A 12,657-nucleotide genomic window follows, 5' to 3' on the forward strand; every position below is an offset into this window, starting at 1 on the left:
GCCTTCAGCGCATCGCCACGCCTCCTGACAGGATTTTAGGCGTGATGAAGACCAGCATCTCCTTCTTTTCGGTGGCCTGCGTGCGCGTCTTGAACAGATTGCCCAGCACGGGGATATCGCCCAGCACCGGCACCTGGCTCACATCGTTGCGCTCGCTCATCTCGAAAATGCCGCCAATCGCCAGCGTGCCCCCATCCTCGATCAGCACATTGGTCTGGATGTGCTTGGTGTCGATGGCAAAGCCGTCCAGCGTGGAGCGCCCCACCGAATCCTTGTTCACATCCAGATCCAGGATCACATTGCCTTCCGGCGTGATCTGCGGCGTCACTTCCAGCTTGAGGTTGGCCTTGCGGAAGGCCAGCGAGGTGGCGCCGCTGGCCGTCGCCACCTGGTACGGCAACTCGGTGCCCTGCTCGATCAGCGCCTTGGTCTGGTCGGCCGTCACCACCCGCGGGCTGGACACCAGCTTGCCCTTGCCATCGGCCTCCAGCGCCGAAATCTCCAGGCTCAGGAAGCGCGCCGCCGCCGGGCTGAAAATGCTCAACCCCAGCGTCGCCGGGCTATAGCCGTTCTGCCCGATCGCCGGCAGGTTGTACAGCGTCGTCTCCGCTGCGCCGGGCCGCGATGCCACACCCACCCGGTAGTCGCGCCCGTTCCACGAACCAATCGAGGCGCCACTCTGCCCCTGCCCCAGGATGGACAGCCGTGCGCCCAGCGATTTGCCCCAGCTGTCGCCCGCCTCCACGATGCGCGCCTCGATCATCACCTGCCGCACCGGGATGTCCAGTTTCGCCAGCAGCCCCTGCACCTGCTCCAGCACCGAAGGCACATCGGTCACGAACAGCTGGTTGGTGCGCGGCTCGGCAAAGGCATGGCCACGCGCACTCAGCATGCGCGAGCCGCTGGTGCCACTCCCGGCCAGATGCCGCACCAGTTCCGACGCCCGTGCATAGTTGAGCGAAAAGCCCTGCGTTCGCACCGGCTCCAGCCCCTGGATGGCCGAACCGGCTTCCAGATCCAGTTTCTGCCGCGCCGCCAGCTCTCCCTGCGGCGCCACCCACAGTACATTGCCCTTGCGCTGCATGGCCAGCCCGCGCGTCTGCAGGATGATGTCCAGCGCCTGCTCCCAGGGCACCTCCTTCAGGCGCACCGTCATGCTCCCCGTCACCGAATCGGAGGCCACAACGTTCAGGCCGGTGAAGTCGGCAATCACCTGCAGCAATGCCCGCACCTCGATGTTCTGGAAATGCAGCGAAATGCGGTCAGTGCGCATGCGGTCACGCTTTCGCTGCGCTGCCGGCTCCACCACAGCCTCACCGGCCGACATGGTATCTCCCGGGACGCCCGTCGCAGGGCTGCTCGCCCTTGCCGGTCCCTGTACCAGCAGCAGGACCAGAAGCCCTGCTGCCATCCAGCGGCCATTCCCCGCCTTGCGCCTGTCGCTCATTGCATTCCATCCTGTTCCAGCGGCAATTGCTGCACGCCCGTTCCCTTTGCGTCGCGCCCGCTGGCACCCGCTGCGTGCAGCGTCAGGGCTTGTGTGCCGATGCCGGCCACCCGTGCGCCATCCTTTCCGATGCGCTGCCCGATCCGCACCAGTTCCACGCTCTCGCCCGTGCGCACCACCGCGGCCCTGTCCGCACCACGCTGCAGCATGCCCAGATAGACCGGACCTGCCGTGCCTGCCTGCCCGCCTGCCCCCGCTGCACCAGCCGGAAAAGCCGCAGAAGCCGGATCGCTGATTCCGCCCAAAGCCTGCACCGCAGCAAAGGGATCATGCAAAGCCTGTGCCTTCGCCGCCCCGTCCTGTCCTGCCACGCCAACCTCGGCCTCGATGGCCGCATCGGGCCACGGCTCCGGCGCCTTCGCCGGTTCCGCCTTTTGCGCCTGCACCCAGGCCCGCATCCGGGCTTCCGGATCCTGCTGTCCGGAACATCCCGCGAGCACCGCCGCAACTGCAAGGATCGCCCCTGCCTGCTCCACCTTCATGATGTTTTCCCTCCCGTCTTGCGCCCCTTGCGCACCGGACGCTCTCCCGCCAGGGCAAAGCGGTACACGGCAAACTTGCCTTGCCACACCAGCGCGCCCCGGCTGCGCCCCGAACGGCTGCGGTCGGGGGCCAGGCTCCAGCGCTCCGGCACCACGCTCCATGGCAATCCCTGCAGGGCCGCCAGCATGCCGGTCACGCCCTGGTAACCGCCCTCGGCGCGCAACTGCAGCCACTGGCGGGCGTAAGCTTCCTGCAGCTTCTCCTTGCCGGGCTGCAGGCGCCCCAGCTGCAAGCCCTGAGCCGCGGCCGCCCGGTGCCAGGCCGACAGCAGCTCTCCCTCCTGCGCGGCCCTGGGCGCCAGCGCGGCATGTGCAGCCTGTTGCTGCTCCATGGCCTGCATCCGGGCACGCAGGGCCGGCAAGGCGGCCACCTCGGCAAGATGCTTGCGGTAGTCCGACTGCAGCGCCTGCTGCCGCGCCTCATGCCCGGCCAGGGCCTCCTGCTCCATGCGCAACAGCACCAGCCCCGCCGCCACAGAGAGGCCGGCTGCCAGCAGCAGCGCCGCTCCGAACTGCGCCTGCACCGGCCATTGCGCCATGGGGCGCCCCTGCAGCCGCTGCCAGGCAAGCAAAAGACCTGCGCGCTCGCCTTGATCCGCCATCATTCAGCAACTCCATCCGCCGCGGCAACAGGAGGCTGTCCCGAGCCCACCGGCGCCAGCGGCAGCACCAGGCGAAATACCACCCCGTCCTTTTCGTCCCGCATATCTGCCAGCAACGCCGGTTGCGCCAGCAGGCCGCTTCCGTCGATCAACTCGCGCAGGGCAGTCGCCGCCTCGCGCGACACGGCCAGCCCCTGCAGCACCATCTGTCCCGGTTCCTGCTCCACCCGCGTCAAACCGGTGCCCGGCGGCAGCTCGCGCGCCAGCAACTCCAGTAGACGCAAGGGTTGCCGGGCGGATTGCTGCCAGGCCTGCCATTGCTGCAGGCGCGTGCGCCCCTCGCGCAGGGCAGCGTCCAGCTTGCGCACCTCGGCCAGTTGCGGTCCCAGCCGGGCGACGGCCTCTTCCAGCACCGCCGTGGCCCGCTCCTGGCGGCCCAGGCGCTGCTGTCCCTGCGCATACAGGGCAACACCTGCCAGCACGGCAACGCCAAGCGCAACCCCCAGCATGCCGTGCCAGTGCCGCCGCTGGCGCCAGCGGGCCTGCTCCCGGTGCGGCAGCAGATTCAGCAGGACCATGCATCCACCCCGCGCAAGGCCAGCCCACAGACGGTCCACCAGCCCGATGCCTGCGCGAGCAGCCGTTCGTGCACACCCGCATCACCGAACGCCATGCCGCACCAGGGCTGCAGCCACTGCACGGCCGGCTCCGCCTCATCCCTGCAGGCCATGCCAATCCCCTGCCGCAGCGCCTCATACAGCCGCAGCAACCCGGCCTCCGCCATCGGCACATCCACCGCCAGCCAGATCTGCTGCAGTTCCACCCCACGCACCCGGCAGTGGTGGGCAAAGCCTGCCGCCAGCTCCGGCGTTTCGCGTACCTCCAGCCCTTGCTCTTCCAGCAGCACCCCGTCCAGCATCCACAGCAGGGTCGCCACCTCCTCTTCCCACAACACAATGCAGTGACAACCCGTGCCTTCCCCGGCCTGGCAGCGCCAGGCCCGCAGCACGGCCGCCTTGGCCGCATGGGCAGCCACCTCCAGCATCTGCAGCGGCAGCCCGGCCGAATGCAGCCCTTGCTGCCAACCCTCCACTTCAGCCCGGGGCGCTGCTGCCACCAGCAGCTCCACACCCTCGTCCATCCGTGCAGCAGGCCCGAGCACGCCAAAATCCACACACCAGGCTTCCCCGGAAAGCCCGTGCCGGCCCTGCGCATCCAGCAGAGCCATATGCTCCATGTCCTCTGCGTCCAGTCCAGCCGGCACCTGCATGCGCCACAGGCGCAGGGCCGAGCGCGGCAAGCCTGCCACCACCGTGGAGGCCACCACCCCGCAGTCGCCCATCCAGGCCCGCAGGCGCAAGCCCTCGGGCTCCGCCCCGGGGCGCCCCTCATCCGCCGCATCGCGCACTGCCAATACGCCAGCCGCATGCACGCGCAAGCCGCCTTCGCGCCCGCGCACCAGTTGCAGCAGGCGCCACTCCTGCGTACCGCGATACAGCCCCAGCGCCATCACCGGGGCCGATTGGCGCTTCCATGGCCACCCAGCCCCTAGCCTGATCCATTTCATGATTAAAATTAATAGTACTTTTTATCTATTTTATACTCCATATTTGAACACCAACAACCCAAACACCACTTTCTCCCCCGAGTGGCAATCACCCCACAGCCGCAAGCCCTTGTTACAAGCGCCATCCAGAGACGTGATGCAGATGCCAGCCCTCTGATGCACAATGTCGTGATCCGGCGGGGGCCTGGGCCTGCCCGTACCCTTGCCATGCGCGCAGTGTGCAGTCTTGCGCTCCGTACCCCATGCACCCATGACATCACCGATCGATCCCGTTTTCTCCGGGCCGTCCAACCCGGCACAACCTCCTTCCCCTCCCCCACCCAAGAAGCGTCACTGGCTGGTTCGCCTGTTTCTGTGGCTGATCGGCCTGGCCGTGGCGGGAGCCGCCACCCTGGCGCTGCTGGTGCTGGTCGCCCTCTCCGTGGCCTACCCCAACCTGCCCGACGTCTCCAGCCTGCAGAACTACCAGCCCAAGCTGCCGCTGCGCATCTACAGCTCCGAAGGCAACCTGATTTCCGAATTCGGCGAGGAGCGCCGCAGCTACGTGCCCTTCAATGAAATTCCCAAGGTCATGAAGGACGCCGTGCTCGCCATCGAGGACGCCCGCTTCTACGAGCACGGCGGCATCGACTACGTCGGCGTGGCCCGTGCCGGCTTGGCCAACTTCAGCAAGTCCAAGAGCCAGGGCGCCTCCACCATTACCATGCAGGTGGCGCGCAACGTCTATCTCTCCTCCGAAAAGACCTTCACGCGCAAAATCTACGAGATGCTGCTGGCATTCAAGCTCGAGCACTCGCTGACCAAGGACCAGATTTTCGAGATCTACCTCAACCAGATCTTCCTGGGCAATCGTGCCTACGGCTTTGCCGCGGCTTCCGAAGCCTATTTCGGCAAGTCGATCAAGGACGTGAGCATTGCCGAGGCCGCCATGCTGGCCGGCCTGCCCAAGGCCCCCTCGCTCTACAACCCCATCGTCAACCCCAGCCGCGCCCGCACGCGCCAAGTCTACATCCTGGAACGCATGGTCGAGAACCGCTTCATCACGCCCGAACAGGCCGAGGAAGCCCGCAATGAACAGCTGGTGTACAAGCGCGCCAGCTTCGGCGATACCGTGCACGCCGACTATGTGGGCGAGATGGTGCGCCAGCTCATCTACGACCAGTACGGCCCCGAAGCCTATACGCGCGGCCTGAACGTCTACACCACCATCTCCACCCGCGACCAGAATGCCGCCTACGAGGCCGTGCGCCGCGGCATCCTCACCTATGATGGCCGACGCGCCTACCGTGGCCCCGAGCACTTCGTGACGCTGCCCAAGGACAAGGAGCTGCTGGAAGAAGCCATCTCCGATGCCCTGACCGACTATCCGGATGCCGGCGAAATGGTCGCCGCCATCGTCACCGAAGCCTCGCCGCGCAAGGTCGTGGTGCGCCGCAGCGACAACGAGGACATCGCCATCACCGGCAACGGCCTGCGCTTTGCCAGCTTTGCGCTGTCGTCCAAGGCCTCGGCCACGCAGAAGATCCGCCCCGGTGCCGTCATCCGCATCGTCAAGGGCAAGGGCGGCTGGGAAATCCGCCAGCTGCCCGAAGTGGAAAGCGCCCTCGTTGCCATGGACCCGCGCACCGGCGCCATCCAGGCCCTGGTCGGCGGCTTCGACTTCAACAAGAACAAGTTCAACCACGTCACGCAGGCCTACCGCCAACCGGGCTCGAGCTTCAAGCCCTTCATCTACTCGGCCGGCCTCGAAACGGGCATCATGCCGGGCACCATCGTCAGCGACTCGCCCCTGTACTTCGGCTCCGACGTCACTGGCGGCAAACCCTGGGCGCCCAAGAACTACGATGGAGGCAACGGTCCGCCGCTGTCCGTGCGCCAGGCCCTGGCCAAGTCCAAGAACATGGTGTCCATCCGCATCCTGCAGTCCGTGGGCACGCAGAAAACCCAGGAATGGGCCGGCCGCTTCGGCTTCCCGGCCGAACGCACCCCGCCCTACCTGACCATGGCGCTGGGCGCCGGCACCGTCACGCCGCTGGAAATGGCGGTGGGCTACTCGGTGTTTGCCAACGGCGGCTATGCCGTCAATCCCTACATCATCTCGCTGATCAAGGACCAGCGCGGCAACACCATCTCCGAAGTCAAGCCGGTCGAACTGACCGAAGACCGCCGCGCCATCCCCGAGCGCAATGCCTTCGTCATGAACAGCCTGATGAACGAGGTGACCACCCGTGGCACCGCCGCACGCGCCACCGGCACGCTGGGCCGCTCCGACCTGTATGGCAAGACCGGCACGACCAACGACTCGAAAGACGCCTGGTTTGCCGGCTTCCAGGCTACCCAGGTCGCGGTGGTCTGGATGGGCTTCGACAACCCGCGCAACCTGGGCGACCGCGAAACCGGCGGCGGCCTGAGCCTGCCGATCTGGATCCAGTACATGCAGACGGCGCTCAAGGGCGTGCCGGTCACCGATCTCAACCGCAAGGCGCCGGAAGGCGTGACGCGCCAGGGCGACTGGGTCTATGAGGAATACGCCGGCGGACGCGGCATCAGCCGGATCGGCGTCTCCAACTACAACCCCAATCCCGGCCGTTCCAAGTCGGGAGGCCAGGGCAGCGACAGCAGTGACGGCGAACCCCAGGGAGCCGACCCGGCCGGCGCCCCCTCCAACAGTCCGCTCGCCACCGATGACGTTTTCCGCGGCAACTGAGGCCGCACCCCTTCAGGCAGCCCGCGGGCTGCCTGATTCGTCTGGGCAGGGTTCAGGCAAATTCCAGCGCCAGGCCCGCCTGCTCGCTGGCACAGCGGCTCAGGTGGGCAAAGAATTCGCCATGGCCCTTGGTGTCCTGCCATTGGCTGCCATCAAACTTGTAATGGAAACCGCCCGCACGGGCCGCCATCCAGATCTCGTGCAGCGGCTTCTGCAGGTTGATCACGATCTGGCTCTGGTTGGGGAACACCAGCGTGATCATGCCGCCCACGCGCTGGTTGTCGATATCGGCGTCGGTGTCGTCATTGATGCGGTCGCATGCTGCTTCGATACGGCGCAACACCTGCTCCGCCGCTTCCAGGTATTCCAGGTCAGTCATTACAATTCCAGCCTATGTTGAATGTCCGAATCATTGTAAACAGCGCCCTGCTCGGCCTGTGCTGTACCCCGCTGATGGGCTGTGGCCAGAAAGGGCCTCTGTATCTGCCCACCGCGCCGGAAGCGGCCCACCGTGCCACGCTGCCCGAAACACTGCTTGGCCCGGTACTGCCACGCGCCAGGGCAGCCACGCCCGCCGCCAGCGCGGCGTCCGCTTCCGTCACGGCTTCGGGCGCCACGCCGGCCGTTGCCCCTCTACCGGCCCCCATCCTCGCGCCAGACGTTGAAGCAGACCCGCTGCAACACGACGACATCCGCTGACGCCCCGTCCCCTTTCGGCCTTCGGCCCCGATCCCCTTCCCTCCTGCGAAGCACCGCCATCATGACCACCCTGCAACTCCCCGGCGCCCCTTCCCTGGCCTACGATGCCAACAACCAGCTTTGCGTCGACGGCGTGTCCGTCGCCGATCTGGCGCGCGAGCACGGCACGCCGCTGTTCATCTATTCCAAGGCCACCATGCTGCGCGCGCTGCAGGCCTACCAGCAGGGCTTTGCCGGCCGCAACGCCCTGATCTGCTTCGCCATGAAGGCCAACTCCACGCTGGCCGTGCTGCAGGTGTTTGCCCAGGCCGGCTGCGGCTTCGACATCGTCTCCGGCGGTGAACTCGAGCGCGCCTTGGCAGCCGGGGCCGACCCGGCCAGGATCATCTTCAGCGGCGTCGGCAAGAAACGCAGCGAAATGCGCCAGGCGCTGCAGGCCGGCATCGGCTGCTTCAACGTCGAAAGCATCAACGAACTGCACGTGCTCAACGAGGTTGCCGTGGAGCTGGGCTGCCAGGCGCCCATCAGCATCCGCGTCAACCCCAACGTCGACGCCCGCACCCATCCCTACATCTCCACCGGCCTCAAGGGCAACAAGTTCGGCGTGGCGCACGAGGAAGCCCTCTCCGCCTACCAGCTGGCCGCCAGCCTGCCCGGCCTGCGCGTGGTGGGCATCGATTGCCATATCGGCTCGCAGATCACTCAGTCCGGCCCCTACCTGGACGCCATGCAGCGCATGCTCGATCTGGTGCAACTGATCGAATCGCATGGCATCCCGCTGCCGCATTTCGATTTCGGCGGCGGCCTGGGCATCACCTACGCCGACGAAACCCCGCCCGCCGCCAACGAGCTGTGGCAGGCCCTGCTGGCCGAAATGGACGCCCGCGGCATGGGCGAGCGCCAGATCCTGATCGAACCCGGCCGCTCGCTGGTCGGCAACGCCGGCATCTGCGTGGCCGAGGTGCTCTACCTCAAGCATGCAGAAGCCAAGAACTTCTGCATCGTCGATGCCGCCATGAACGACCTGCCGCGCCCCGCCATGTACGAGGCCTACCACCAGATCGTGCCGGTCGGCCCGCAACAGCCGGAGGCCATCAGTCTGAATTACGACGTGGTCGGCCCGGTCTGCGAAAGCGGCGACTGGCTGGGCCGCGACCGTACCCTGGCGGTCCAGCAGGGCGACCTGCTGGCCGTGCTCTCCGCCGGCGCCTACTGCATGAGCATGTCCAGCACCTACAACAGCCGCGGCCGTGCGGCCGAAGTGCTGGTGGCCGATGGCCAGGCGCACCTGGTGGCCGAGCGTGAAACCGTCAGCGCCATTTACGCGCGCGAACGGCTGCTGTAATAGGCGGGCAGGCATGTGCACTGCATGCCGCCGGCCGGATCAATGCCCGCAAGCCCCTGCCGCCGGCTGGTTGCGGTTCCAGTACCACAGCCGCCAGCCGAGCAGCAGGCCCAGAATCGCGGTATACACCCAAACCTCGGCCGTATCGTTCTTGCCGGCCCGCATCCACAGGAAGTGCAGCACCGCGGTGCCCGCGGCCACATAGATCAGGCGGTGCAGCGCCTGCCAGTTCGAGGCACCCAGCGCGCGGATCGCGGCGTTGTTCGACGTCAGCGCCAGCGGCAACAGCAGCCCAAAGGTCAGCATCCCGGCCAGGATGAAGGGGCGCTCGCCGATGTCACGCGCCACCTCGCCCAGGCTGAAACCCATGGCCAGCCCCGCGTAGAGCAGCAGGTGCACAACCGCATAGCTGAACATCAGCAGCCCCAGCACGCGCCGGAAACGCAGCACCTGCGGCAGCTTGAAGGTCACGCGCACCGGCGTGACGGCCAGCGTCAGGCACAGGAAGCGCAGCGCCCAGTCGCCCGCACCGCGCACCAGCGACTCTTCCGGATTGACATACGCACCCTGCGCCGTCTGCCACACCATCCACGCCAGCGGCAGCAAGCCCAGCAGCCACAGCAGGGGCTTGGCCTTGCGGCTGGCCAGCAGGCCCTTGATTGCACTCATTCTTGTCCTTTCAGAAATTCTTCGCCAGATCCATGCCGGCATACAGGCTGGCCACCTGCGGAGCATAGCCGTTGAACAGCTGCGTCTTGCGCCGCGGCGTCCACAGGCTGTCGCCAATGCGCCGCTCGGTCGCCTGGCTCCAGCGCGGATGCGGCACGGACGGGTTCACATTGGAATAGAAACCATATTCCGTGGGCGCCACCTTGTTCCACGCCGTGCGCGGCATCTGCTCCGTCAGGCGGATGCGGACCAGGCTCTTGGCGCTCTTGAAGCCGTACTTCCACGGCACCACCAGACGCACCGGCGCGCCATTCTGGGCCGGCAGCACCTCACCATACATGCCCAGCGCCAGCAGCGTCAACGGATGCATGGCCTCATCCAGCCGCAACCCTTCGGTGTAGGGCCACTGCAGCACGGACGAACGCAGCCCCGGCATCTGCGCGGCATCGCCCAGCGTCTCGAACTCGACGAAACGCGCACTGCCGTTCGGCTCCACCCGCCGCAGCAGGTTCGAAAGCGAATACCCCACCCACGGAATCACCATGCTCCAGCCCTCGACACAGCGCAGGCGGTACACGCGCTGCTCCAGCGGCGCCAGCCTGAGCAGGTCCTCGATGCCCAGCGTCAGCGGCTTGTGCACCGCCCCTTCGATGCGCACGGTCCACGGCGAGGTGCGCAGACGGCCGGCATTGCGGGCAGGATCGGACTTGCCGGTGCCGAATTCGTAGAAATTGTTGTAGCTGGTCGCGTCGCGGTAGCTGGTCCGGGTTTCGCTGCTGCTGGCGCCCGGCACCCGGGATGCGCTGGCTGACAGCTTGCGCGCCCCTGTGCTCCCCTGCGGCGCCGGGGCTGCCATTGCCGTACCAGAAACCCCCAGCCCGCCCGACACTGCCACCGTTGCCAGCAAGCCCGCCTCCCGCAGCCATTGCCGGCGCACAGCGTATTGCTCTGGCGGGGTGATATCGCTCGGGATCCGGTGTTCGAACCCCCGTTCGCGGAGGAAATGCATGGTGGGCTCCTTCTGCCATAGGTCATGGCATTCTTGCAGACCGGCGGCTCTGCGCGCCGTTCGCAGGACAGAGTCCCCACCCTCGTATCAGGGATCAGCCCTCAGCGGCAAACGGTGCGCTGCGCATCAGGATAAGCGGACAGGGGAACGAAACCTGCCGCCTCTGCAGCCTGCGTGCGTCCAGCGGGAATCGTGAAAATGCCCAAATGTCCGGTCGCCCCGCCACAAACGGCCGGATACATGCGACCATCGGTGCCGCAGGTCGATGCGAGCACCGGTACACCTGCTGCTTCCAGCCGGCGCTGCTGGTACAGCAGCGTTTCGCCGCCGCGTTCGCACTGTCGCTCACCTGTCAGGCGTGCCACCTCCGTCACCGGACGCTGGCTCCCGTCGGGAACGCGCGGATGGTCCGGCACCACAATACACCCCGCCATCATTACACCGCCCAGCAGGGATCCCAGAAGCGTCTTGCCGTGTTTCATGATCGTCTCCTTGTGTCAGGAACACGCCATCCAGCATGCTCCACCCACCTCTTTGCCACGCGTAGGACCGGGACGAAATCCTCTGCCAGAAAAAACGGGCATCCGTTTCCGGATGCCCGTCCTGCTGAGTGCTGGCGTGTTCCTTACAGCGTACCGTAGCTGTGCAGGCCGCTCAGGAACATGTTCACGCCGATGAAGGCAAAGGTCGTCACCGCCAGGCCGGCCAGCGCCCACCAGGCCGCCACGGTGCCGCGCAGGCCCTTCATCAGGCGCATGTGCAGCCAGGCCGCATAGTTCAGCCACACGATCAGGGCCCAGGTTTCCTTCGGGTCCCAGCTCCAGTAGCCGCCCCAGGCTTCAGCGGCCCACAGGGCGCCCAGCACGGTGGCGATGGTGAAAAAGGCAAAGCCCACGGCGATGGACTTGTACATCACGTCATCCAGCACCTCCAGTGCCGGCAGGCGCGCCGCAATCGCCTTGCGGCCCAGCAGGATGCCGGCCACGATCAGCGCGGAAATGCCGAAGTAGATCGCCCAGTAGGTGCTCAGCGTCTTCATGCCGCTTTGGCGGAACACCACCGGTTCCAGGCACAGCACGATGCCCAGCAGCCACAGCGGCGCCAGCTTGTACCACTGGGTTTCGGTGGCCTGCTTCTTGATCAGGTAGGCAAAGGCCACCATTGCCGCCAGGGCAAAGGTGCCGTAACCGATGAAGTTGGCCGGCACGTGCAGCTTCATCCACCAGCTTTGCAGCGCGGGCACCAGCGGCTGGATCGCCTGCGCTTCACGCTCCAGCGTGTACCACAGCAGGAAGCCCACGGCCGCACTCACCACCAGCATCACGAAGGCGCCCAGCGCCCGCGTGCGGTACTGCATCTCGTAGTACAGGTAGAACAGCGCCGTCATCCAGCAGAACAGCACGAACACTTCGTACAGGTTGCTCACCGGGATGTGGCCGATGCCGGCACCGATGTGGTGGCTCTCGTACCAGCGCACCATGGTGCCGACCAGCGCCATGCCGATGGCTGCCCAGGTGATGCGCGAACCCAGCACTTCCATGGTGTTGCTGCGGTAGGCGTCGCCGCCGGCCGTTTCCACCTTGCCGGTGAACATGCCCACCCAGTAGAACAGCGTGCTGATGAAGAACATCATGCACATCCACAGGATGGCGGACTGGCTGGAGAGGAAATACTTCAGCAGGAACACGCTGTCGGCGCGCTTGAGGTCGCCGTCATAGAGCGAGATGGACAACAGCGAGAATGCCGCCACCACCAGCATCAGCACCGCCGCCGGGCGCCAGAACCAGCCCAGCCAGATCAGCACCGGCACGGTACCGATCAGGATGCCCTTCTCGTAGCCATCCATGGCGTGGTTGTATTGCAGGAAGGCAAACACGCCGCCTGCCACGACCAGCAGGGCAAACAGCCAGTCGAACCAGTTGCGCCGGCTGAAATAGCCTTCGCTCAGCGTGATGGTGACCGGAGCGCCAATGGGCGCCTGCGGACTGGTGGTGCTCATAGGGGTACTCA

Annotated in this window: 13 protein-coding genes; 3 read left to right on the forward strand and 10 right to left on the reverse strand. The window is 66.3% G+C overall.

Going from position 1 to position 12,657, the window contains the following annotated elements:
- Positions 1-4: 4 nt before the first annotated feature.
- The 5 genes from KKQ75_RS08660 to pilM all read right to left on the reverse strand — a co-directional run bounded on the left by KKQ75_RS08660 (position 5) and on the right by pilM (position 4,218).
- Positions 5-1,273 (reverse strand): type IV pilus secretin PilQ, encoded by a 1,269-nt coding sequence (locus KKQ75_RS08660; RefSeq protein ID WP_349772153.1) that lies wholly within the window; start codon positions 1,271-1,273, stop codon positions 5-7.
- 170 nt (positions 1,274-1,443) lie between these two features.
- On the reverse strand, positions 1,444-1,989 hold the full coding sequence (locus KKQ75_RS08665) for a hypothetical protein (RefSeq protein ID WP_213361573.1): 546 nt from the start codon (positions 1,987-1,989) through the stop codon (positions 1,444-1,446).
- On the reverse strand, positions 1,986-2,654 hold the full coding sequence (pilO, locus tag KKQ75_RS08670) for a type 4a pilus biogenesis protein PilO (RefSeq protein ID WP_213361574.1): 669 nt from the start codon (positions 2,652-2,654) through the stop codon (positions 1,986-1,988). The genes KKQ75_RS08665 and pilO overlap by 4 nt, the downstream gene beginning before the upstream one ends.
- Entirely contained in the window at positions 2,651-3,229 is a 579-nt protein-coding gene (locus KKQ75_RS08675; protein WP_213361577.1) for a PilN domain-containing protein, read from the reverse strand. Before KKQ75_RS08675 ends, pilO begins: the two co-directional genes overlap by 4 nt.
- A complete protein-coding gene (gene pilM / locus KKQ75_RS08680) occupies positions 3,217-4,218 on the reverse strand; it encodes a pilus assembly protein PilM (protein WP_213361578.1) in 1,002 nt (333 codons plus the stop codon). Before pilM ends, KKQ75_RS08675 begins: the two co-directional genes overlap by 13 nt.
- A 250-nt stretch (positions 4,219-4,468) precedes the next feature.
- Here pilM and KKQ75_RS08685 point away from each other — a divergent pair, with 250 nt between their 5' ends.
- Positions 4,469-6,925, forward strand: coding sequence for a penicillin-binding protein 1A (locus KKQ75_RS08685; RefSeq protein WP_213361583.1), 2,457 nt, complete (start codon positions 4,469-4,471; stop codon positions 6,923-6,925).
- A gap of 52 nt (positions 6,926-6,977) precedes the next feature.
- Here KKQ75_RS08685 and cyaY read toward each other — a convergent pair whose 3' ends face one another.
- Positions 6,978-7,304 (reverse strand): iron donor protein CyaY, encoded by a 327-nt coding sequence (gene cyaY, locus KKQ75_RS08690; protein WP_091813068.1) that lies wholly within the window; start codon positions 7,302-7,304, stop codon positions 6,978-6,980.
- Between the two features lie 14 nt (positions 7,305-7,318).
- Between cyaY and lptM the strand changes: the two genes are divergently transcribed.
- Both lptM and lysA read left to right on the forward strand, forming a co-directional pair.
- Positions 7,319-7,624 carry an LPS translocon maturation chaperone LptM gene (lptM, locus tag KKQ75_RS08695; protein ID WP_200785694.1) on the forward strand — a complete coding sequence of 102 codons (306 nt, stop codon included), beginning with the start codon at positions 7,319-7,321 and terminating at the stop codon, positions 7,622-7,624.
- 61 nt (positions 7,625-7,685) lie between these two features.
- Positions 7,686-8,969 (forward strand): diaminopimelate decarboxylase, encoded by a 1,284-nt coding sequence (gene lysA / locus KKQ75_RS08700; protein ID WP_213361584.1) that lies wholly within the window; start codon positions 7,686-7,688, stop codon positions 8,967-8,969.
- Between the two features lie 39 nt (positions 8,970-9,008).
- Here lysA and KKQ75_RS08705 read toward each other — a convergent pair whose 3' ends face one another.
- The 4 genes from KKQ75_RS08705 to ccsB form a co-directional block, all read right to left on the reverse strand.
- The gene (locus KKQ75_RS08705) at positions 9,009-9,638 is read right to left on the reverse strand and encodes a sulfite oxidase heme-binding subunit YedZ (protein WP_213361585.1); all 630 of its coding nucleotides are present in this window, start codon (positions 9,636-9,638) and stop codon (positions 9,009-9,011) included.
- Positions 9,639-9,648: 10 nt separating this feature from the next.
- A complete protein-coding gene (gene msrP / locus KKQ75_RS08710) occupies positions 9,649-10,647 on the reverse strand; it encodes a protein-methionine-sulfoxide reductase catalytic subunit MsrP (RefSeq protein ID WP_213361587.1) in 999 nt (332 codons plus the stop codon).
- Positions 10,648-10,748: 101 nt separating this feature from the next.
- Positions 10,749-11,129 carry a hypothetical protein gene (locus tag KKQ75_RS08715; RefSeq protein WP_213361589.1) on the reverse strand — a complete coding sequence of 127 codons (381 nt, stop codon included), beginning with the start codon at positions 11,127-11,129 and terminating at the stop codon, positions 10,749-10,751.
- 143 nt (positions 11,130-11,272) lie between these two features.
- A complete protein-coding gene (gene ccsB / locus KKQ75_RS08720; RefSeq protein WP_213361591.1) occupies positions 11,273-12,646 on the reverse strand; it encodes a c-type cytochrome biogenesis protein CcsB in 1,374 nt (457 codons plus the stop codon).
- Positions 12,647-12,657: the final 11 nt, after the last annotated feature.

It is taken from the genome of Brachymonas denitrificans (assembly GCF_907163135.1).
GTDB lineage: Bacteria > Pseudomonadota > Gammaproteobacteria > Burkholderiales > Burkholderiaceae_C > Brachymonas > Brachymonas denitrificans_A.

What these genes read in the sequence shown, in the direction of transcription:
- KKQ75_RS08660 (WP_349772153.1), bottom strand. Translation starts at nt 1,273, where the DNA reads ATGCGCACTGACCGCATTTCGCTGCATTTCCAGAACATCGAGGTGCGG.
- KKQ75_RS08665 (WP_213361573.1), bottom strand. Translation starts at nt 1,989, where the DNA reads ATGAAGGTGGAGCAGGCAGGGGCGATCCTTGCAGTTGCGGCGGTGCTC.
- pilO (WP_213361574.1), bottom strand. Translation starts at nt 2,654, where the DNA reads ATGATGGCGGATCAAGGCGAGCGCGCAGGTCTTTTGCTTGCCTGGCAG.
- KKQ75_RS08675 (WP_213361577.1), bottom strand. Translation starts at nt 3,229, where the DNA reads ATGGTCCTGCTGAATCTGCTGCCGCACCGGGAGCAGGCCCGCTGGCGC.
- pilM (WP_213361578.1), bottom strand. Translation starts at nt 4,218, where the DNA reads ATGAAATGGATCAGGCTAGGGGCTGGGTGGCCATGGAAGCGCCAATCG.
- KKQ75_RS08685 (WP_213361583.1), top strand. Translation starts at nt 4,469, where the DNA reads ATGACATCACCGATCGATCCCGTTTTCTCCGGGCCGTCCAACCCGGCA.
- cyaY (WP_091813068.1), bottom strand. Translation starts at nt 7,304, where the DNA reads ATGACTGACCTGGAATACCTGGAAGCGGCGGAGCAGGTGTTGCGCCGT.
- lptM (WP_200785694.1), top strand. Translation starts at nt 7,319, where the DNA reads ATGTTGAATGTCCGAATCATTGTAAACAGCGCCCTGCTCGGCCTGTGC.
- lysA (WP_213361584.1), top strand. Translation starts at nt 7,686, where the DNA reads ATGACCACCCTGCAACTCCCCGGCGCCCCTTCCCTGGCCTACGATGCC.
- KKQ75_RS08705 (WP_213361585.1), bottom strand. Translation starts at nt 9,638, where the DNA reads ATGAGTGCAATCAAGGGCCTGCTGGCCAGCCGCAAGGCCAAGCCCCTG.
- msrP (WP_213361587.1), bottom strand. Translation starts at nt 10,647, where the DNA reads ATGCATTTCCTCCGCGAACGGGGGTTCGAACACCGGATCCCGAGCGAT.
- KKQ75_RS08715 (WP_213361589.1), bottom strand. Translation starts at nt 11,129, where the DNA reads ATGAAACACGGCAAGACGCTTCTGGGATCCCTGCTGGGCGGTGTAATG.
- ccsB (WP_213361591.1), bottom strand. Translation starts at nt 12,646, where the DNA reads ATGAGCACCACCAGTCCGCAGGCGCCCATTGGCGCTCCGGTCACCATC.